The organism is Mesorhizobium sp. ESP6-5 (genome assembly GCF_020164695.1).
In the GTDB taxonomy this organism is placed as follows: Bacteria; Pseudomonadota; Alphaproteobacteria; order Rhizobiales; family Rhizobiaceae; genus Mesorhizobium; species Mesorhizobium australicum.
The window spans coordinates 161645-182748 of record NZ_JAIUGR010000015.1 but is presented as its reverse complement, the minus strand read 5'-3'; the positions used below and the strand labels follow the sequence as shown (position 1 = coordinate 182748).

At 63.0% G+C, this 21104-nt stretch carries 19 protein-coding genes; 7 read left to right on the top strand and 12 right to left on the bottom strand.

Features of this window, described 5'->3' with window-relative positions; translation table 11 throughout:
• Window positions 1-397 precede the first annotated feature (397 nt).
• Complete coding sequence (locus LB524_RS23785) at window positions 398-1207, bottom strand: SDR family NAD(P)-dependent oxidoreductase (RefSeq protein WP_181171506.1); 810 nt, start codon at window positions 1205-1207, stop codon at window positions 398-400.
• A gap of 429 nt (window positions 1208-1636) precedes the next feature.
• On the opposite strand from LB524_RS23785, the gene LB524_RS23780 reads away from it, so the two are divergent.
• Window positions 1637-1867: a hypothetical protein gene (locus LB524_RS23780; RefSeq protein WP_224530670.1), complete on the top strand. Its 231-nt coding sequence runs from the start codon at window positions 1637-1639 to the stop codon at window positions 1865-1867.
• Between the two features lie 841 nt (window positions 1868-2708).
• Here LB524_RS23780 and LB524_RS23775 read toward each other — a convergent pair.
• The 11 genes from LB524_RS23775 to LB524_RS23725 form a co-directional block, all read right to left on the bottom strand.
• Window positions 2709-4229: a zinc-binding dehydrogenase gene (locus tag LB524_RS23775; RefSeq protein WP_224530667.1), complete on the bottom strand. Its 1521-nt coding sequence runs from the start codon at window positions 4227-4229 to the stop codon at window positions 2709-2711.
• Window positions 4230-4238: 9 nt separating this feature from the next.
• Window positions 4239-4676, bottom strand: a complete 438-nt coding sequence (locus tag LB524_RS23770) for an SRPBCC family protein (RefSeq protein ID WP_140793400.1) — start codon at window positions 4674-4676, stop codon at window positions 4239-4241.
• Window positions 4677-4712: 36 nt separating this feature from the next.
• The gene (locus tag LB524_RS23765) at window positions 4713-6899 is read right to left on the bottom strand and encodes a flotillin family protein (RefSeq protein WP_140793402.1); all 2187 of its coding nucleotides are present in this window, start codon (window positions 6897-6899) and stop codon (window positions 4713-4715) included.
• Window positions 6900-6982: 83 nt separating this feature from the next.
• Window positions 6983-9208 (bottom strand): ABC transporter permease, encoded by a 2226-nt coding sequence (locus tag LB524_RS23760; RefSeq protein WP_224530665.1) that lies wholly within the window; start codon window positions 9206-9208, stop codon window positions 6983-6985.
• A complete protein-coding gene (locus LB524_RS23755; protein ID WP_140793406.1) occupies window positions 9201-9986 on the bottom strand; it encodes an ABC transporter ATP-binding protein in 786 nt (261 codons plus the stop codon). The genes LB524_RS23760 and LB524_RS23755 overlap by 8 nt, the downstream gene beginning before the upstream one ends.
• A 22-nt stretch (window positions 9987-10008) precedes the next feature.
• Window positions 10009-11256: an ABC transporter substrate-binding protein gene (locus LB524_RS23750; RefSeq protein ID WP_140793408.1), complete on the bottom strand. Its 1248-nt coding sequence runs from the start codon at window positions 11254-11256 to the stop codon at window positions 10009-10011.
• Between the two features lie 50 nt (window positions 11257-11306).
• Entirely contained in the window at window positions 11307-12335 is a 1029-nt protein-coding gene (locus tag LB524_RS23745) for a branched-chain amino acid ABC transporter permease (RefSeq protein WP_140793410.1), read from the bottom strand.
• Window positions 12332-13333, bottom strand: coding sequence for a branched-chain amino acid ABC transporter permease (locus LB524_RS23740; RefSeq protein WP_181171508.1), 1002 nt, complete (start codon window positions 13331-13333; stop codon window positions 12332-12334). Before LB524_RS23740 ends, LB524_RS23745 begins: the two co-directional genes overlap by 4 nt.
• Before the next feature lie 62 nt (window positions 13334-13395).
• Window positions 13396-14727, bottom strand: coding sequence for a metal-dependent hydrolase family protein (locus tag LB524_RS23735; RefSeq protein WP_140793415.1), 1332 nt, complete (start codon window positions 14725-14727; stop codon window positions 13396-13398).
• A gap of 52 nt (window positions 14728-14779) precedes the next feature.
• Window positions 14780-15559, bottom strand: a complete 780-nt coding sequence (locus tag LB524_RS23730; RefSeq protein ID WP_140793417.1) for an alpha/beta fold hydrolase — start codon at window positions 15557-15559, stop codon at window positions 14780-14782.
• Complete coding sequence (locus LB524_RS23725) at window positions 15556-16434, bottom strand: fumarylacetoacetate hydrolase family protein (protein WP_140620278.1); 879 nt, start codon at window positions 16432-16434, stop codon at window positions 15556-15558. The genes LB524_RS23730 and LB524_RS23725 overlap by 4 nt, the downstream gene beginning before the upstream one ends.
• 190 nt (window positions 16435-16624) lie before the next feature.
• Between LB524_RS23725 and LB524_RS23720 the strand changes: the two genes are divergently transcribed.
• The 6 genes from LB524_RS23720 (at window position 16625) to LB524_RS23695 (ending at window position 21077) form a co-directional block, all read left to right on the top strand.
• The gene (locus LB524_RS23720) at window positions 16625-17296 is read left to right on the top strand and encodes a FadR/GntR family transcriptional regulator (RefSeq protein ID WP_140793419.1); all 672 of its coding nucleotides are present in this window, start codon (window positions 16625-16627) and stop codon (window positions 17294-17296) included.
• 782 nt (window positions 17297-18078) lie between these two features.
• Window positions 18079-18405: a DUF736 domain-containing protein gene (locus tag LB524_RS23715; protein ID WP_224530662.1), complete on the top strand. Its 327-nt coding sequence runs from the start codon at window positions 18079-18081 to the stop codon at window positions 18403-18405.
• A 287-nt stretch (window positions 18406-18692) separates the two neighbouring features.
• On the top strand, window positions 18693-18974 hold the full coding sequence (locus LB524_RS23710; RefSeq protein ID WP_140789509.1) for a helix-turn-helix transcriptional regulator: 282 nt from the start codon (window positions 18693-18695) through the stop codon (window positions 18972-18974).
• Window positions 18975-18991: 17 nt separating this feature from the next.
• Window positions 18992-20047, top strand: a complete 1056-nt coding sequence (locus LB524_RS23705; RefSeq protein WP_140789507.1) for a replication initiator protein A — start codon at window positions 18992-18994, stop codon at window positions 20045-20047.
• The gene (locus tag LB524_RS23700) at window positions 20044-20535 is read left to right on the top strand and encodes a DUF2840 domain-containing protein (RefSeq protein ID WP_140789505.1); all 492 of its coding nucleotides are present in this window, start codon (window positions 20044-20046) and stop codon (window positions 20533-20535) included. The genes LB524_RS23705 and LB524_RS23700 overlap by 4 nt, the downstream gene beginning before the upstream one ends.
• The gene (locus LB524_RS23695) at window positions 20532-21077 is read left to right on the top strand and encodes a S26 family signal peptidase (RefSeq protein ID WP_140789503.1); all 546 of its coding nucleotides are present in this window, start codon (window positions 20532-20534) and stop codon (window positions 21075-21077) included. Before LB524_RS23700 ends, LB524_RS23695 begins: the two co-directional genes overlap by 4 nt.
• The last annotated feature ends 27 nt before the right edge of the window (window positions 21078-21104 follow it).

The window sequence follows — 21104 nt, the reverse complement described above, 5'->3', positions numbered from 1 at the left end:
TTTCGAAACCGTGAACCCACTTAGAAGCCGACACAGCGATAGCCCTGTTTCCCACATGTCCGGCCGCACCTCTGACCCCACCACAGGCGGTAATCACAGGATCAAAGCAATCGGCAAATCGAAACTGCCGCGGGATCGTGGCCTAAGAACCTTGAAGCGGATTGCATACGTCCGGCCCAGGAGTGACCGCGGTCGCCTCATGTCGGCCGTTAAGGTCAGCTTTGCCCTGCCTGAAGAGACATCGCTTTCAACCACGCCGGACGTCGCCTTTGCGCCTTATCCTGGCCGTTCACAGTGCATGCTGAGCACCATGTGAGCGGACCGGCCGCTTCGGTGGGCTCGCGGCACGTCCACTTGGCTCTGGTGCTCAAGTGGGACAGAACGGGCCGGGCTGGCGTTAGCGATACCGAGACGCTAGTTCGGCCCCGCGACCGGCATCGAACAGGACCCGATTTGCGTCCGCGACAGCGGAGAACTTGCCCTTTTGCTCCAAGGCCGGAATGCAGACCGTGTCACCCTGCCGGAGGCCGGCCAAGGATGCCTTAACGACGTCGGCCGGCTCCATCACCGGCACATTGGGCCTGAGGACCGGTTTGCCGTCGATGTCATGGAATTCTGTCCTGACGACTGCGGGACAGAGCGCCTGGACGAGAATTCCTTTGCCTTGGAGTTCAGCCGCCAGGAGCTCGCTGAAGGTGGTGACGAAGGCTTTGGTGGCGGCATAGACAGAGCGCTTCGGCATGAACGGGGAGTTCATGCTTCCACTGAAGCTGAGCAGTGAAGAGACATTGATGATGGCGCCTTCGCCGCGCGCAATCATCGCAGGAAGTGCCGCATGCGACAGACGCATGACGGCAGTTACCTGCACGGCAACCTCTTCCTGGGCGCGGTCGATCGAGAGTTCGACAAACGGCATGTAAGTCTGGAATCCGGCGTTGTTGACGAGTAGCGATACGTCCCCGGCCCGGATCCGCTGCTCTACCGTGTCGATGCCCTCCGACAGCGCCAGATCGGCGACGATGATTTCCGCGTAGGCGCCGCCGGCCTTGATCTCGCGGGCTACCGACTCGAGCCGGTCGCGTCGGCGGGCGACGAGCACGATGTCGTAGCCGTCGCTGGCCAGGCGCTCGGCAAAAGCTTTGCCGATTCCGGAGGATGCGCCGGTAATGACAGCGACGCCCAAAGAACTCCCTGTGGAATTGGTCACGTCCGTCCTCCTATGGCTGGTGCCGATGAATTGACCATGATCGTCCAACAATACCGCTTGCGGTCGGTTTTGTACTGCCAATCTCGTCCTGAGCTCAGAGCGGAGCTGCTCCTTGAAGGCAAGATGCGGCTTTCTAACGGGCATGCCGAAAGCGGATCGTTCGCATCAAGGGCGTCGAGGGACTGTGGGGGGAAGCCTGTGTACGGGCAGGCATTAGAAGCTAGCTCCTAAAATCGGAGGGATGTCCTCTATTAGAAGAGGCAACTCACCACATTTCCCGAGTGCACACGCGCGCCTGACAGCACACCCGATCACGTCAAAATCAATTGCGGAATTCACACGCCTGTCGCACTGTCCGGGTTTCGTAGCTTTCGAGGAGGAAAGGCTATGTTGTACCCCGGTCAGTGCTTGGAGCCGTGCGAGATCGACATGCTCTCTCGCGTGTGCCGCATTGTTTGCAACGAGAACGGCACTCCCCTTAAATCGCAGCAGGCCCAGCGCATCGCGTCCCACCTGCTCAAGCTGTTTATGAACGGCCTGATAACCGAGGAGGAACTGCTGGACGCCGAGAGGAACCGGGCCGGACGGCTAAAGCAGCCGCTCCAGCATCAGCTTCGGCCCCAGAACGTCGTGGCCGACAGCCAGCTGCACCTCGGCTAGGAAGTTGCCCAGCTCCCCGGCCGGTGCCGCCTGCCTTTTCACAGACGGAGCGAAGCAATTGAGGCAGAGTTTGTGAAGGCTGGAGCAGGCGCTGAAGCCAGCCAGTTCACAGCCGCTGTCCTGAACGAGGTAATTAAAGGTTGGGTGATGTCGGAGCTCAAGTTCCGCACCTCGTGGAGCGAGAGCAAGGTAGCGCCCAAACTAAAGGTCTGGATTGACGTCCGCTCAGCCTTCCCACTGTTGGCCACGCGGCGCGGTGCCGCGGTGGCCGCCAAGACCGGCCGTAAGCGCCGAGGCTTTCCCCGTGCTATTTGCCTACGATCCAGTCCAGCAATCCGGGATCTACGATCGGAGAGCCGGTATATACCCGGACAAGTTCCTCACCGTATTTTCGCCACTCGCTCTCCGGGATGCTTTCTTCCAAGACCGATTTTTGAAAGGTCCTCCTCAAATATTCGCATCGAGTGCTGACAGTCCGTGTTCGCCATTTTCCCTCGTGCCCCACGAGGGCGAAAGTCATTCCTCGTGCGCGGCCGCACGATAGCAATTGGAGATGGTTCGGCGAGTCAAAATCCCGTGCTGGCCTGTCAGTCGGCCCAGAAACGGACTTCCGCTGCAACGCCAGCTTTGCGCCTCATATCGGTCGTCGAAGCCCGTCTGAGCGTTCTCCAAAACGGACCCTGCGAGCGCTAGCGGTTGGTCGGGGTTACGCCGACAGCAACCATTCGCAACGCCTTGAAATGAATGGCGGCAATAGCGACCGCCAGCTTCGTGTGACGCCGCTGCGCGGGCGGCACCGCGAAGGGCGGTGCCGCCCGTACTCCGATTGTGAAAACTTGTCTCAAACCTTTAGCACCAGCGCGCCGGTCGTTCGTCGAGACTCCAGATCGCGATGGGCCTGAGACGCTGCTGCAAGATCGTAGGGCCGTGGATGCTCGACCTTGACAACGCCCAGTCGGAGCGCGGCAAAGAACCGGTTCAATTGCGGAGCAAGCTTTTGCGGTGTGTCCGTATAGTGAGCGTAGTTGGGCCGGGAAATCGTGACGGACTTCGAGGAGAACCGACCAATGTCCCAGTTGCCGACTGGGCCTGAAGCCTGGCCAAAACTAACGAGATGGCCTCGTACCCCGAGCGCTGCCAGCGACCCGCCGAAGGTGTCGTTTCCGACAGCATCATAGGCGACATCCGCCCCGGCGCCGCCAGTCAATCGCATAACCGCCTCGGCGAAATTCTCTCGCGAATAGACGATGACGTGATGAGCCCCCAGCCGTTCGACGATCCGCGCCTTGTCGTTATTCGACACCGTCGCAATTACCGTCGCACCGAGATGGCGAGCCCACTGCACCAGCAATTGGCCGACGCCGCCGGCGGCGGCATGGACAAGCACAATCTCGCCCGGACGGACAACATGGACGTCGTGCAGCAGAAAACTCGCGGTGATGCCTTTGAGCAGCCCGGCGGCGGCAATGTCATCGGAGATATCATCGGAGAGTTGGACCAAAAGATCGGGCACCATGTTGCGCCGCTCGCAATAGGCGCCGACCGGTGGACATGCATAGGCGACACGGTCGCCGACAGAGAAGCCCGACACCGCCGACCCAACCGTCTCGATGACGCCGGCCGCCTCCATGCCCGGAACGCCAGGCGGCTGCAGAAGGTCGAAATAGCCGGTGCGGCAATAGACGTCGATGAAATTGACACCGATCACCGTATGGCGGATCTGCACTTCGTTCGGCGCCGGCCACGGCAGTCCGATTTCCCTGAGCCGCAGCTCTTCGGGTCCGCCATAGCGCTCGACAACGATCGCCCTGGTTGTTGCGGCCTGACCCTCAATGACCGTTGGCACGACGGGCGGCACACCTGCCGATGGCGCAGGAGCGGCAACCGCCCGGGAAGTCCTCACATCGATCGGCGAGCCGACGCTTCGCTCTCGTAGAAGATTGCGCATGGCCGCGAAGCCGGCCTGATAGATGCCTTCGGTGACCAACCTCACCAGCTCGTCGCGGCGATGCGCCGGCGGGGTGAACTCGGAGCGCCATTCCCAGAAAGTGGCATTGCCGTCGGTCACCGGCTTCAGCCGCATCGAGGCGATATAGCCCATCAGCGGCAGCGGCGCTTCGAGCAGGCAATAGCTCAGCCGCCGGTCCTTGTCGGACAGCGCCAGCAATTGCTCGCGCAATTCGCCGCCATCGTTCAGCCTGAAGTGGCGCACTGAGCCTACCGCGTCGATCGGCTCGCCGCCCTCGATCTCGCTGAAGGCAATCGCCGGATGCCAGCGGTCATGGCCGTTGAAGTCGCGCAGGATCGCCCAGACCTCGTCGACCGGTGCCTCGATGATCGTGCTCTGGCAGACCTTGACCATCGGCCGGCGTCAGCGCCCGAACCGATGTCTCAGCGCGGCCAAGGCGGTCTGGAACACGCCATGGCCGATCTGATGCATCAGGGCGGCCTCGCGATCCGGCGCGCAGTCGAACTCCGCCTGCCATTCGGCGAGCGTCAAATTGCCGTCGGTGATCGGCGTCAGCGACAAGGTGGCGACATAGTTCTCGACCGCCATCGGGCTTTCGAGGATGGCGTAGCTGCAGGATAGGTCGTAGTCGGACAGCGCCAGTAGCCTTTCGCGGATACGCCCGCCGTCCTTCAGCGTGAAACTCCGGATGCAGCCGATCTGGTCTGCCTGCGCGTTCTGCTCGATGCGGCTCTCGGCGACGAACGGCGCCCAGCTTGGCAATGCGTTGAAGTTGCGCACAAGCTTCCAGACTTCCGCCGCCGGCGCTGGAATGACCGAGGAGACATAGACCTTGGTCATTTCGAATAGCCGCCGATATTTGCCACTGCAATCCCGTCAGTGATCGCGGTCGTCATCGTCGTCCTTGGTGGGTTTGCCCTTGCCCTTCTTGTCGCGGGTCAGGCTGGCAATATCCTTGGCGTCGCGCAGCACATCGGTCATGCGGCCAAGCGAGCCGCCCTCGATGCCGATCTCCTTCATCAGATTGTCGATCATCGGCGCCTGCACGCGGTAGCGCAGCGCGGAATCGATAACCTCGTCGGTGACGTTGCGGTTGCCGCCAGTGCCAGCGTTGAGGCCGTCGACATGCAGGATCTTGATGCCGTCGATCTTCTCCATCGGCTTGACGCTTTCGCGGATGATGCCTTCCATGTGGTCGAGCAGCTTGCCGCGCAGGCGCCCGGCCCTCGCGCCTTCGGAAAGGATGTTCTCGGCCTCGTTGAGTTGGCGGTGGCCAGCGGCGTCGACCTCGTAGCGCTGGGCGGCGGCAAGGGCGTGGATCTTCTCCGATTCGGCCGAAGCGACGGCGGCGATCTTCTGCGCCTCGGCCAGACTCTTCGCCGCCTTCATCTCGGCGTCCGCTGCGGATGTGATGCGCAGCGCCTCGCGTTCGGCCTCGCGCTGCGCACCGATCAGGTCGGTCAGCTTGCGACGCTCGGCGATCTCGCGTTCGCGGGCGGTGAAGGCCTGCTCCTCGGCCTGGACGGCCTTGGCGCGCACGGCTTCGGAAGCGGCGATGGCGGAGGAACGCTCCTGCGTCTTCTTGGCGATGTCGATCGCCTTCTGGATCTCGGCGATCTCGATCTTCTGGTCGCGGTCGACGCCGAGCTGCCTGATGTCGCGATCCTTAATCAGCCGCGCTTCCTCGATGCCGCGCTCGGTGGTGATGCGGGCGCGTTCGACCTCTTCGCCGGCCGAAATCTCGGCCTCCTCGAAGGCCTGGCGCTTCGCGATCTGCAGTGCTTCGAGATGACGCTCCCTTGCGATCCTGACCTCGTCGATGGCACGGTCCTGCGCGATGCGCGCCGTCTCGGTCGCCTGGTTCTCGACGATCTCGGAACGACGCTTTTCCGCCTCGGCCCGGGTCACCTGCAGCGCCTTTTCGGCGAGGGCGATCTGGCGCTCCAGCTCGGCGACCTCGAGCAATTTCTTGCGCTCGATCTCGAGCTGGCTCTGCGTGCCCTCGCGCTCGATTCGGGCCTTCTCCAGCGACAGTTCGAGCGCGATCTGCTCGCGCTCGGTCAGCTCGCGCATCTTCATCTCGGTTTCGTCGAGCGAACGGCGGCGCGCGATCTCGCGGCGCTGCGTGTCTTCCTCGCTCTTGATGCGCTCCTCGGTGATGTTGCGCTCCTGGTTGAGCCGCGATTTCTCGACCGCCTCGCGCGACGAAAGCTGTGCCTGCTCAGATTCCTGGTCGCGTAGCGCCCGATCGATGGCCAATTCCGAACGTTGCGCGGCGCGGCGGATCTCGACCTCGCGCTCCTGTTCGAGGCGCGCATATTCGCTGTCGCGGTCGATCTCCAGCACCTTGCGTTGGGTATCGAGGTTCTGGTTGCGGATATCGACCAGCGTGCGCTGCTCGATCTCGTTGCGCATGCGGCGCCGGGTCTCGATCGATTCCGTCAGCTGGGTCAGGCCTTCGGCGTCGAAGGCGTTGGACGGGTCGAAATATTCGAGGCTGGTCTGGTCTAGATCGACGATGGCGACGCTTTCGAGTTCCAGGCCGTTGGCGGCAAGCGACTCCTCGGCCAGCCTTCGCACCTTGGCGGCGTAGTCGCCGCGCAGTTCATGCATTTCTTCCAGCGTCATCTGGGCTGCGACTGTGCGCAAGGCACCGGCGAACTTGCCTTCCAGCAATTCACGCAGGCTGTCGGGCTGCAGCGTGCGGCGGCCAAGTGTCTGCGCGGCGGCGGCAACCAACTCGCGGCTGGCGCCGACACGGACGAAGAACTCGGCGATCAGGTCGACGCGCATGCGGTTCCTGGTGATCAGCGCATGCCCATCTTCGCGGCGCACCTCGATCCGCAGGACGTTCATGTTGACCGGGGTGATCTCGTGCAGCACCGGAATGACGAAGGCGCCGCCATTGACCACCACCTTCTCGCCCAGGAAGCCGGTGCGCACGAACGCCGTCTCCTTGGTCGAGCGGCGATAGAGCCAGCGCAAGATATAGACCGCGATCAGCACGACGACTGCGGCAACGATCAGCCACAACAAGAAAGCGCCAAAGGTCTGCGCGTCCATGATCTATCCTCCCCAAGACAATGCGGCCGGCGCGAGGCGACCGATTTCAAACATCCACCCGCAGGGCGGCGAAGTCCAATTCCTCATGCCCGCCTCTGCAGCTTCGGCGTGATCGCGTGGAACGCGGAGATCACCGCATCGACGAAAAGCGTGTCATTGATGTTGGCCCGTACCCGCTCGACATGACGTTGTGGCGTCTGGCGGACCGTCTTCTCGATCGCCTCGAACAAAGCATTGTCGGCTTCCGGGTCGTGAAAGGGCTGGCCTGGCGCATCGAGCATCGAAACGCCGCCTTCAGGCAGCAGGAAGCGAACCGGGCCGTTCATGGCGTTGAGCCGCGCGCCGATCCATTTGCCGAATGCCCGGTTCTCGTCGCGCGTGGTGCGCATCAAGGTGACATTGGGATTATGGATGACGAATTTGCGGTTGCGGAATTTCTCGGGCGCGCTGTCGCGCGGCCCGAAATTGACCATGTCGAGCGCGCCAGTGGAGCCGACATAGGGTAGCCCGGTGCGGATCGCCGCGCCGAAACGATCCTGGGTTGCAGGGAAGACGCCACCGACAATCATGTCGGCCACCTCCGTGGTGGTGAGGTCGAGGAAGGCCGAAATCAGCCGCGAGTCGCCAAGGTTTTCCATAGCTCGCCCGCCTATGCCGGTGGCGTGGAAGACGAGGCAGTCATAATCCGCTTCAAGTCGTTTCGTCACCGCTTGCACCAGAGGCGTGGTGACGCCGAACATGGTGATGCCGACGGCCGGGCGTGCCAGCTTGCGCCTGGCTTCCCACGCTTCGGCGTTGGGCAGTTGCGCGACCATGCCGGCCATGGCGTGCGCGGCATTGGACAGCACCTGCTCGGTGATCGAATTCAACCCCTGCACATCGGCGACCGAGTGAAACATCATGATGTCGGCGCCGCCGACATATTTGCCGACGTCACCGGCAGCCACCGTCGAGACCATCAGCTTGGGGATGCCGACCGGCAGCACGCGCATGCCCGCCGTCGCCAGCGTGGTGCCGCCGGAACCGCCTGCCGAGATGACCCCGCCGATACGAGGCTCGCGCTCGATCCAGCGCGCGAAGGCGTCGGCCATGGCGCTGACCGAGCCGCCGCGATCGTTGGTGAAGACGGCCGACGATCCCCGCGCGTGCATGCCGGCCACCTGCATCGCCGGCACATCGGCGCTTGTCGGTTTGCCCGACGTCGACAGATCGACGGTGCGAACCGAGATGCCGAGCGACTTCAGCCGGTCGGCGACAAACCGCAATTCTTTGCCTTTGGTGTCGAAGGTGCCGACGACCAGAACGGTCCTGCCAAAACGCTCGGCGAAGGGGATGGAGAAGACCGTCTTCAGCTCGTCTTGCGGTGCTGCCTTCTCGACCGCCGCTTGCCGCAATTCAGTGACCGGCACATTCCAGCGATTGGGCAATTCGGTGACCGGGCGATAGACGCCATTGCGAGGCTCCGGCTCGGCCCAGCCGTTGGCCGTCCGGTCGATGCGATAGACTTCGGCCAGTTGTTCCTTGGCCTGCGCGGACTCCACCGGCGTGACGGGTGCGTCTTCGGCATGGCGGCCGACGCCGAGCAGCCGCTGCTGCAGCTCGCGATCGGCGGCAAGCGCCTTTGCTTCCATCAACCGGTTGACGCGGCCATTGACCATGATAGCGACCTGGTTCGACACCGCTGTGGCCACGCCGATATTCTGTTCGATGACGAGGATTGCCATCTCGCCCTCGGCGGCGAGCTCGACGAGCATCCGTTCGACCTGGTCGACGACAACAGGCGCCAGGCCTTCGGTCGGCTCGTCCATGACCAGCAATTTGGGATTGCTGAGCAAGGCGCGCGAGATGGCCAGCATCTGCTGTTCGCCGCCCGACAATTGCGAGCCGCCATTGCCTCGGCGTTCGGCCAGGCGTGGAAACGTCTGGTAGACGCGCTCGACCGTCCAACTGGCATCGCGGCTGTTGCCGGCCGCGAGACGCAGATGCTCGTCGACCGTCAGGCTCGGCCAGACCCGGCGCCCTTGCGGCACATAGCCGACGCCGAGACGATGGATTTCGTGCGGCTCGAGCGATGTGATCTCACGGCCATCGACACGGATCGAACCGGACTTCGCCCGTCTCAGGCCGACAATGGTGTTGCAGAGCGTCGATTTGCCCATGCCATTGCGGCCGACCACCGACAGCACACCGCCTTCCAGCGTCAGCGAAACGCCCTGCAGCGCATGGCTTTCGCCGTAGAAGACCTGCAGGTCGTCTATCCGGAGGATCGCCCTGACGGTTTTAGGGGACGAGGCCTGGCGCTCAGCCATGCTTGCCTCCGAGATAGATCTCCTGGACTTCCGGATCGGCTTCGATCTCTCGCGGCGTGCCTTCCTTGAACAGGCGGCCATTGTGCATCATCGAGACATATTCCGAGACGCGCAGCGCCACATCGAGATCGTGCTCGATGATGATGTAGCCGATGTGTTTAGGCAGCGCGTTCAGGATGGCGACGAGGTCGCGGCGTTCGGTTGGCGACAGACCCGCTGCCGGCTCGTCGAACAGGATGAAGCGCGGTGCACCGGCGAGCGCCAGCGCGATCTCCAGTTGGCGCTGCTGGCCATGGCTCAGCGTCGCCACCAGCGTGTCGCGATAGGCTTCCAGATGCACGGCGTTGAGGATCGATTCAGTCTGCACCATGTTGACGTCAGATATGGCCGGGCGCAGCAGCGAAAAGCGCCGGCGCGAGACGCCGCGGCAGGCGAGGAAAATCGAATCGAGGACCGACAGGCCCTTGAACAGCTGCGATATCTGATAGGTGCGCCGCAGGCCGCGCCGGATGCGCTCATGCGGCGGCAGATCCGTGATGTCCTCGCCGAAGAAACGGATGCGCCCCGACGTCGGCATGAAGTCGCCGCTGACGGCGTTGAACAATGTCGTCTTGCCGGCGCCATTGGAACCGAGTACCGCGCGCCGTTCGCCGGCCGCGATCCTCATATTAATGCCCGAGAGCGCCACCAGCGCCCCGAAATGCCGCGCCACGCCATCGAGCTCCAGCGCATAGGCGCCGGAGCTCTGGAGGCGATTCGCAACGAGGCTTTCGGTCACTGGCGGCTACTCGAAAGCGCGATCACGGACAGCTTGGATTGTCGCGGCTGACCGCGCCAAGCTTGGTGAACTCGTCCTCGGGAATGCCGAGCGTCTGGTTCACCTGCGGCACGACCTTGATCAGCTTGTTGAGCAGCGTGCCGTCAGCGCCTTCCGTCACTTCGGTCAGGAAGATGTCGGCGATGGCGTTGCGGTTCTTGTCGAGCGACACCTTGCCGGTCGGCGTTTCGAAGGACAGCGTCGACAGCGTGTCGCGCAGCTTGGTTCCGCCGTCGGACACATCGCCGCCAACCTTGTCGAGCCCAAGCAGTGCCGCCTTCATGTTGATGTAATAGGCGTGCGCGAACAGCGAAGGCGACGGGAACGCACCCGGCTGCTTCTTATAGGCATCGACAAAGGTCTTCCAGGCGGGAGAGTCGTTGGTGTCGGCGGTTGGGCCTGCCGAAGGCGTGCCCTTCAGCACATCCTTCAGCTTTCCCTTCGAGGTCAGCACCGTCTGGTCGACGGTGATCGAACCGCCGATCAGCGGAGCCGCGCCGCCGGACTGCTGGTACTGCGTCAGGAAGTTGACCGCGTCCGCGCCGCCAAGCGCGACATAGATCGCATCGACATTGTCGGGAATGGCCGCGATGACGGAGGAGAAGTCCTTGTTGCCGATCGGCACCCAGGACTTCGACGGCACATGGCCGCCGGCCTTGCAGAATTCGGCCATGAAGCCGAACACCTGCGTGTAGGGGAAGGAATAATCCTCGGCGACGGTGGCGACGTTCTTGTAGCCCTTTTCTTTGAAAGCGTAGGTGCCAAGGCCCGCCATCCATTGCGCACCGTCGGTTCCGAAGCGGAAGAAGTTCGGCGCAGGATTGCGGAAGGTGGTGTCCTGCGCGGCCGAAGCGCCGTTCAGGAAGGTCACGCCGGGCTGGGTCTTGGCGTAGTCCTTGACGGCCAGGCCCTCGTCACCCGAAAGCGGGCCGATCAGGACCTTGACACCATCCTGTTCGACCAGCTTGCGCGCGGCACGCACCGCGCTGTCGGGCGAGGCGTCGGACGAGCCCTTGACGATCTCGATCTTCTTGCCGGCGACCATGCCCTTCACCTCTTCGACCGCGGTCATCGCACCGCGTTCGCCATCCTCGCCGAGCACCGTGAACGGCCCCTCGAACGTGGCAAGCAGGCCGATCTTGATGCTGTCGTCGGCGGCGAGCGCCATCGATGGGGCGGTCAGCCCGGTGAACACCGCGAGCGCCAGCAACGTACGTCTATGCATCCTCATGATTTTCCTCCCTTTTGATTTCGTTTGCAGTGGTTCATCCGCCCCGGCACTCATGGCCCGGGACGCAAGGACTCCTGGGCAAGATGTGGCTTGATCCTCCCCCACAACCCAAGAATTCCATCTGGTGAGACAAAGACGATCACCAGGAACACCATGCCGATCAGCGTGTTGAAACGCTCGGCGCCAACGATGTCGATGGCGAAGGTCTGCATCAGGACGACGACGACCGCGCCCAGAAACGGCCCGATCGGATGACGCAGGCCACCAATGACGGCGATGATCAAAACGTCGATCGCGGCATCGACGCCGATGGTGCCGGGCGAAACGCGGCCGTTGAACCAGACCAGCAGAACACCCGCCAGCCCGGCAATTATTCCGGCCAGCAGCCAAGCTAAGACCTTGTGCGCGGTGACGTGGTAACCAAGCGCCCACATGCGCCGGGGGTTATCGCGGATCGCCTGCAAGGTCATGCCGAAGGTCGAGCGCGAGCCGTAGAGCACCGCTCCATAGGACAGCACCGCGAGGCCAAGGCAGAGATAGTAGAAAGGCTTGGGGTCGCGCCAGTTGATGCTCCAGAAGGCCGGCGCGCGGATGCCGGCATACCCGGAATGGCCGTTGAAGATGGCGTAGTTCTGCTGCGCGAAATAGAAGGTCGCGGTGGCGATCGCCAGCGTGATCATGATGGTGTAGATGCCCTCGGTGCGCACCGAGATCCAGCCGATCAGCGCCGATGCCAGGGCCGCCGTCGCGACCGCGAACGGCACGGCCAGCCACCACGGCCAGCCGAAGCCGAGAATGTTGGAGTTGTTGTTGCCCAGGATGGCGATGGCATAGGCCGATATGCCGGCAACCGTGATCTGTGCCAGGCTGACCATGCCGCCATAGCCGGCAAGCAGCATCAACGACAGGCCGATCATGCCGAAGATCAAGGAATAGCCGCCGATCTGCGTCAGGAAGAAATCCGAGGCCACCAGCGGATAGAGCACCAGTGCGACGGCTAGGATGATGTGGCTGGCGCCAAGCTTCTCCAGCCAATTCTGTTGCGGGGTCGCGCCAACGGGAGCGATGGCCAGGCTCATCGGGCCTTCCCCATGATGCCTTGCGGCCGGATCGCCAGCGTCACCACCATGATGACGAAGGTGAGCACGACGCCGTAGGTCGGGAAGTAGACAAGGCCGATCTGTTCGGCGAGACCGATCAGCAGCGCGCCGATGGCGGCACCCGTGATCGAGCCCATGCCGCCGACGATGACCACGACCAGCGAGGCCAGGAGATAACGAACATCTTCACCCGGCGCGACGGACAGAGCCGAACCGCCGACGACGCCGGCAAAGCCGGCGAGGCCCGCGCCAACGGCAAAGACGATGGCAAACACGGCATGCACGTTGACGCCGGATGCCTGCAGCATGGCGCGGTCGTCAACGCCGGCGCGGATCATCATGCCGACGCGGGTCTTGTGCAGCATCAGCCAGAGCCCGACGCCGATGACGATCGCCGCCGCCAGGACAACGACGCGGTAGAGCGGATAGGTGAGGAACACCGAGGCGCCATTCGAGCGCACGGCGGTGATCACGGGCAATGTCAGCGCGCCATCGAGCCACTCCGGCGTGGTGATCTGATAGGTGCCGCCGGCCCACACAGCCAGCATCAGGTCGGCGGCAACGATCGAGATGCCGATCGAGACCAGAGTCTGCCGGAGATCGTCGCCCTCGAGGCGGCGAAACACAAAAACCTGCATCACGAGGCCAACCACCGCAAGGGCGGCGAAACCAGCGGCGACGCCAAGCAGCCAGTACCCGGTTCGGCTGGTGACCTCGTAGCCGATATAGGCGCCGAGCAGATAGAGCGAGCCATGCGCGAGATTGACGTTGCGCATCAGCCCAAAAATCAGCGTGAAGCCGCTGGCGACCAGGAAATACAGGCCGGCCAGCGTGATGCCATTGAGGATGGCGCTGACGAAGGCCTTCTTCGAGATCAGGATGGCGTTCAGCCAATCCGGCCAGACGGCGAAGACCAGCCATGCCAGCACGGCGGCGGCAAGCAGGCCGGCCACACCCCAGATCTGCCCATGCGTCATCCCGCCATTCGCTATCGACGGCGAGGACAGCTGGGACGGCGAGGATGGCCGGTCGAGCAGACTCATGCGGTCAGCCGCCGGCGCTGCTCGTTCAAACGCGGCGCCTTGTGAAACTTGCCGTCTTTCATGATGGCAAGGATGCGGTTCCTGTCCTGCAGGATGCGCACGTCGGAGATCGGATCGCCGTCAACCAGCAGCACGTCGGCGAGGTAGCCTTCCTTGATCATGCCGAGCTCGTCGCCCATGTTCATTATCTGGCCGCCATATTTGGTGCCGGCCTGGATCGCTTCCATCGGCGAGAAGCCGAGCATCTCGACGAAGGTCTGGATGTCCTTGGCGTTGGTGCCTTGCGGCGTCCAGGCAAAGCCGTAGTCGCCACCAATGCAGACACGAATGCCGCGCCGGTGCATCTTCTTCATCGTGTCGACGCACATTTCGAGTTCGCGCTCATATTCGAGCGACAGCGGTGAGCCCGGTTTGATGCCCCATTGCTCGGCATAGCGCGCGGTGTTGATCAGCCAGGCGATGCCGGGCGCGACAAAGTGCTTGTCCTTGACAGCCTCGAGCATGTCGAGCGCTTCCTCATCGGCGAAGGAGGCATGGTAGATGTTCTGGATGCCATGGCGGACACACTGCTTGACCGAGCCGGACGAGCGCGCATGCGCCGACAGCACCTTGTTACGGCAGCGCGCCTCGGAAGCGGCCATGGCGACCTCTTCCTCCGACATCGGCGTCTCCTCGGCGCCCATGCCGGTGATGCTTTCCCCCGACAGGTTCAGCTTGATGGAATCGACGCCGTATTTGATCAGCTGGCGCACGGTACGGCGGATTTCCTCCGGGCCGGAGACGACCAGGCCGAGGTTCAGACCCTCATGCGGAATGTGCGAGGGCGAGGAATCGCCGAGACCGCCGACCGTGGTGATCTCGGGTCCGGCGGCGAGATAGCGCGGTCCGGGGAAGCGGCCCTGGTTGATGAATTTCTTGGCGACCACGTCAAGGCGCGGCTTGGCGGCGGCGGCACCCCGGCCAGCGGTGAAGCCGGCATCGAGCACCAGCTTGGCCATCTCCATCGTGACCAGCATATGCTCCTCGACCTCCATCATCTGGATGGGGTCGATGCCTGGCGCATTGTTCCACGACAGATGCAGATGCGCGTCGATCATGCCCGGCATCAGCGTCGCGCCCATGCCGTCGATCACGGTTGCACCGCCATTGTAGGACGAGGACGACGAGGACGAACCGTAGCGCGACGAGCCCTTGGTGATCTGCTTGATACGGTTGCCCTGCACCAGCACCTCGCCGGTGTAGGGATATTCACCCGTGGCGTCGAGCACGCGCACGTTGGTGAACAGCGTGCCGCCCGAACCGTTGCCGTTCCAGCTGTCGTCTGCCATCACAAGCCTCCCAACTTGCCGAGCGCATAAGTCTACGCTCGATCGGAAATTCTCACCTATCAACCCGTCTCAAAAAATCGGCCAGTTTCTGGCTGCTTTCGCGCGGGTTTTCCACCGTCGCCCAGTGTCCGCACCGATCCAGTGACGAGAATACGGCGCCCTTGATCTTGTCGGCAAGCGCCTGTCCGACACCGGGTGGATTGACGGTGTCTGCGTCGCCGGTGACGAGCAGCGTCGGCGCTGCTATGCGGCGTGCGTCGACAGCGGTCGCCTTGGCCAGCGCCTCGCAGGTACGGGCATAGGATTCCGGGTCCTGGCGCGTGATCGATTCCCGCACAAAGGCGACGGCGGCCGGCGAGGTTTCCCTCGTATGCGCCGAAATCGCGTTGGCGACGATCTGGTCGGCGATATCGGCAATGCCGCCCGAGCGTGCCAGTTGCGCGCGTTTGGCGAGGCCTTGCCGTGTCGCTTCTGCGGGCTCGGCCAATGCACCAAACAGCGCCAGAGAGGCGACAAGCGAAGTTTGCGTCGCCGCGATATGCTGGCAAACGATGGTGCCCATGGAATGGCCGACGAAATGCGCAGAGGTGGCACCCATGCCGGCCATGGCGCGGATGACCGCCTCGCTCATCCCTTCAACGGTGAGCGGTTCGATCGGCCGCGGCGAACGGCCCGAACCCGGCAGGTCGAGCCGGATGACGCGATAGCCCGACAGCGCCGCCATCTGCGGCTGGAACATGTTCGACGTGCCGCCAAGGCCGTGGATCATCACCACGGCAGGGCCTTCGCCGACCACCTCGGCGACGATATGACCAACTGTCACCGTGGTCATCGAGTATGCTCCACAAAGCGGTTTTCCAGCGTACCGATGCCATCGATCTCGATGCGCACGACGTCACCGGCCTTGAGGTATTTCGGCGGATCAAAACCGATGCCGACGCCGACCGGCGTGCCTGTGGCGATGATGTCGCCTGGCTTCAGCGTGATGCCTTGCGACAGCGTGGCGATGATGGTCGGGATGTCGAAGATGAGCAGCGATATCTGCGAATTCTGGCGCAGGTCCTCGTTGACGAAACAGCGGATGCCGGTGGTCGCCAGATCGAGTTCGTCCCGGGTCACAGCCCAAGGCCCCATCGGACAGAACGTGTCCTGCGATTTGCCGATCAGCCACTGGCTGTATTTGCCCTGCAGGTCGCGCGCCGTGACGTCGTTGACGATGGTGTAGCCCCAGACATGGTCGAGCGCATCTTCCCTGGAGATGCCGCGCCCGCCCTTGCCGATGATGACGGCCAGCTCCGCCTCGTAATCGATGGCCGTCGAGACCGAGGAGTCGATCAACACATCGGCATGGTTGGCCACGACCGATTCAGGCACTTTGGAAAAGATGATCGGGTGTTTGGGTATCGCTCCAGCGCCGGCGCTGGAATCGAAACCACTGCGGGCAAACTCGTGCGCATGTTCGTGATAGTTCTTGCCAACGCAGAAGATGTTTCGCGAAGGCAAGGGGATGGGGGCTTCAATATCGACCTGCGGCAGCGGAATGGCCGAAAGCGTGCGCGGCACACCGGCGTCGTTTCGCTCGATTAGCGCCAGGATGCCGTTCCTCGCCTGATCGACGGCGAAATCGAATGGTGCGACGGTCTGGGCATCAAGATCGACAAGGCCTACGCGACGTTCGCCGGCGATCGAAAATGTCGCGACCCGCATTCGATTCCTCCCTGAACCTTTTCTGAACCAATACCGGCTCTTTCGTTACACGCTACCGCCGATTGGTTCACGCTGCAAGAGGGTTTCTGCTCACCACTCAACAAAACAATCCCGTGTCTGGGCACTGGACCGAATGGCAATCAATCGATAACATTGGTCCAACATTGGATCAGGTAAAAGCCATCATCGAATGCCGAAGCTCGTCGCCAACGATATCGCCACAATGCTCAAGAAGCGGATTTCCTCCGGCGAGTGGATTGAGGACGGTCGCATGCCGCCCGAGCGTGACCTTGCCGCCGAATTCGGCGTCGCGCGCAACACGGTGCGCCGAGCTGTCGGCTTCTTGGAGGACGACGGAACAGTCGTGCGGCATGTCGGGCGGGGCACCTTTCTGACCGCGACGAACCCCACGTCAATCGCATCAATGGTCGCACGAATGGAAGGCACCAGCCCGGCTGACATGATGGAGATCAGGCAGTTGCTCGAACCAGCAGCGGCAGCCTTTGCCGCGACCAACGCAAGTGCTGCGGAACTGAACGCGGTTCGCGAAGCCCATCAGACAGCACGCGAGGCCCAGGACATGCCAGATTTCGAGCATTGGGACGCCGAATTCCATCATCGGGTGTTTGCGTGCTGCCGTAATGATTTCCTCAAAGAGATTCACAATCTCATGCGCGCCATTCGTAACCAGTCACCCTGGTTCGAAATGAAGAGGCGCTCATTCTCGGAGGAACGGCGTCAGGTGTATTGCCGAGAACATCAGGCGATTTTGGAAGCGTTGTTACACCGCGATCCGGAAGGCGCGAAGATGGCGATGCTCGGGCACCTCAAGACAGTCGAGAAGAACTTATTGGGCAGGTGATCAATCGGGCTGCCCTACTTTGGGGTGTATTCTAAACCTCCTTCCGCATCATTTCGAGGCGTCGGTCAAAAGCTGACAGCACTAAACGTCAGTCATGAACCAGATAGAGACGAAACGCATGTCGACTCGAACGTCCGCTTCCGCCACGCTGGCGCCGAAACCTGCCTGACCGAAATCGGCCCCTAATGAGACATTCAGACAATGCCGCGCGACGAAAAAAGGTAGCATCAAAACGCGTCTTTCGCCGCCGATTCCCAAAGTGTCCGGCAAACGTCATGATAGATCTGCGGGAAGGGCGATCCAAATGGCCTTGCGCCCGTAGCACGACCCGTCGACGCTGCCGCGCGGGCGAAGGCATCTCGATCCGAGCAGTAAGCCGCTCAAAGTTTGCGTGCGCTTGGCACTGGAGGGAAAGAGGCTTCGATGCAGTGCTTGCCGAGTCCGTGTCAGGAAATCCGCTGGCGAAGCAATCCGCTTAATCTTTGTTGATCCCGCATGCCGCCATTGCCTCCGTCGGCCATTTCGCCGAGCGCACCAACGACCTCTCGAACGGGCTGATCTGGCCGAAGGGCGGCTGAAGCCTCGATCGCCTATGCCGCAATGGCGCGGCGCGCGTTTCTTCCCCTGGGCAAGCCCATTCCTCGCGGAACCAAGAAACGCGCGCCTGCGCCATCCTCCGCTGTGCTGCGGTCGCAAGCGATGCGGCGGCGGTCGCCTCCGGCCTCACGATCGCCATCGAGGCCGCATGGTGCGGGCTCGCAAACGAAGAACGGAGACTGAAAATGGCTACCATCGGCATCTTCAAGATGACCAATGCGAACGAGTTCACCGGCGAGATCGTCACTCTCAGCGTCCAGGCCAAGGGCGTGCGCATCGTCCCCGATACCCGGGCCAGCGGCGAGAACGCCCCAAGCCACCGTGTCGTGGTCGGCAAGGCCGAGATCGGCGCCGCCTGGTCCAAGCGCTCCAACGAGGGTCGCGATTATCTCGGCCTCAAGCTAGACGATCCGAGCTTCACCGCTCCGATCTACGCCAACCTCTTCGCCGACGAGGAAGGCGAGGGCCACAGCCTGATCTGGTCCCGCCCCAGCCGCCGCAACGGCGAGTGAATTGGCAGACGCCCCGCCCGGTACCGGGCGGGGCGTCTCCTAATGACGCGAAAGCTCTCCGCGGGCTGCCATGCCCGGGCTTTCTGTCATCAGCTACGTTGATGATGCGCGCCTGCGTGAAGATGGTCGCGCGCGGCGATATTGCAGCACGCGTCGGCGCCACTCCCGAAGGCCTCTTAGCGGTGCGAAATAGCGCCTCTCAATTGCGCACCTGATCATGGTGCCCTTGCTCCTCCATCCTGGCCATCGATCGCCGTTCAACCGCAACGGCCGGAAGGAGACACCTCATGAACACCGACGCCGCGCCATTGCCGCCGCGCTACCTGCGCACCTCTGAAGCCGCGCATTTCCTCAGTCTCTCGGCGCGCACACTTGAGAAACATCGCACCTACGGCACAGGGCCCGCCTATCGCAAACTCGGCGGCCGTGTCGTCTACGCCGTCGACGACCTCCAGGTCTGGGTCCAGCGCGGCGCGATGACATCGACGTCCGATCCGCATGGCTCGCTGCTGCCCGCCAAGCCTCAGGCCGCCCGCCTGATCCCCTATGCCGGACGCGAAAGGCGCTGAGCCCGCCGATCTTCCCCATGTCGGCACGACCACGCCCACCATTGGAGCGCGAACAGCTCGACCTGTTCCAGGCGCTGCCGGGCGTCGTGGCGCCACGCGATGCGCAGGACCTCATGGCCTATCCCTTCTTCTCCCTCGCCAAATCCAGGCGCATCGCGCCGATCGACTTTCACGCTGGCGATGTGGCGATCCGTGTCGAAGCGATGCCCGATCACGGCATGGCGACGATCTGGGACGCCGATATCCTGATCTGGGCGGCGAGCCAGATCGTCAACGCTCGGGACGCCGGATTGCGCACATCCCGCCTGATGGCCGCGACGCCATATGAGATGCTTACCTTCATCGGCCGCGGCGTCTCGAAGCGAGACTACCAGCGCCTCAAGGCGGCGCTCGATCGCCTGCAGTCGACAAGCGTCGTCACCTCCATTCGCCAGCCGGCCGAGGGCCGCCGACATCGCTTCTCGTGGATCAATGAATGGCAGGAGCGCTGCGGTCGAAACGGTCGCCCGCTTGGCGTCGAAATGATCCTGCCCGATTGGTTCTACCGAGCCGTCATGGATGACGCACTAATCCTGACCATAGACCGCGCCTATTTCGGGCTGACGGGCGGTCTGGAGCGTTGGCTCTATCGGCTGGTGCGCAAGCATGGCGGACGCCAGCGCGCCGGCTGGCGTTTCGACATCCGGCACCTGCATCGGAAGTCCGGCAGTCTCTCGCCGCTCAAGCGCTTCGCCTTCGAGCTGCGTGACATCGTGCGCCGCCAGCCTTTGCCGGGGTATCTTCTCTTCACGGAGGTGGAAGCCAGCGGGCGTGTGTTGTTGGCTTTCGAACCGGCGCCAAGGCCTGTTGACAGGATCGTGCCATCGGGAACCCGCACCATCGTGCCATCGGGAACCGCACCATCGTGCTTTCGGGAACCGCGAGCGGCCTTAAGGGACGGGTCCGAAACGGCAAATCGCGCTCCTAACTTTGAGTCTAACTCCCAATCTAACATTTATGCGGAGAAGCCGCGGACTGGCGGCGGGGAGGAGAAGCCGCGACTTGTCGGCCGACGCGGTGGAGACGGCGAATGACGCGGTCTCCTCAATCGACTGCGCGCGGCGATCTCACTGTGGTCGAGCTGATCTGGATCGAGAAGCGGATCGAGCATCGCATCCGCTTCGGACGACCTGCGCATGAAACGATCCTCGACAAGCGGCGCCGCGTCATCGGATTTGCGCCGGGCAGTGTCTTTGCGTTCGTCCGCTGGGCGGCGAACGACTTTGGCACCATCGTTTCGCGCATCGACATCGTGCGCGCCGTCTTGCCTGCCGAACCTTATCAGACGCTGCCCTATGTCCGGCCAGGCGGCGAGATCCTGCTCAAGATCGCAGGTTGGGACAAGGTCGAGCGGGTTCTCCAGCTGATCGATGCGATCGAGGCGATCGGCCTCGATCCGGCCGACTCCGCCCCTGACTATTGGCGTCAGACCCACAACCGACTGGTTGCCGGCAAAACGCCCTGTGCCTATTCGCTCGAGCAGCATCGGGCCTTTCTGTTGCGCAAGCGAGCGACCTCATGAGCCGCGCCGCTTGCATGGCCGCAACGCTCGCGGCCGTCGTCGCGACGGTCGCTCCCGCTGCCGTGGACATGCCGCCGCTGCTCGTATGGAACGCATCGGCCAGCGCGCCCCTCGGCCTCTATGCGATCCGGAGAATGGCCGTTCCAACGGCAGGCGCGCTCGCCGTCATCGAACCGCCAGAGAGCGTCGCTCGGTTTGCCGCCGAGCGCGATTACCTTCCGCTCGGCGTGCCGATGCTGAAGCACATCGAAGGGCTTCCTGGACACGAGGTTTGTCGCGTTGCTGGCATCGTCATGATCGACGGGATCATGATCGGCACCGCACTGAAGCGCGACCGCAAGGGACGCGCGCTGCCTGACTGGCAGGGCTGCCGCATCATCGCCGCCGCCGAAATCTTCGTCATGAACCGGCAGGTCCAGGACAGTCTCGACGGCCGCTACTTCGGCCCGTTCCCGGTGGGTTCGATCGTCGGACGTGCGATGCCGCTTTGGACCGACGAGAGCGGCGATGGCCACTACACCTGGCTCGCTCCTGCGAACTGAAATTCAGCCCAGCCAACAAGACGAAGG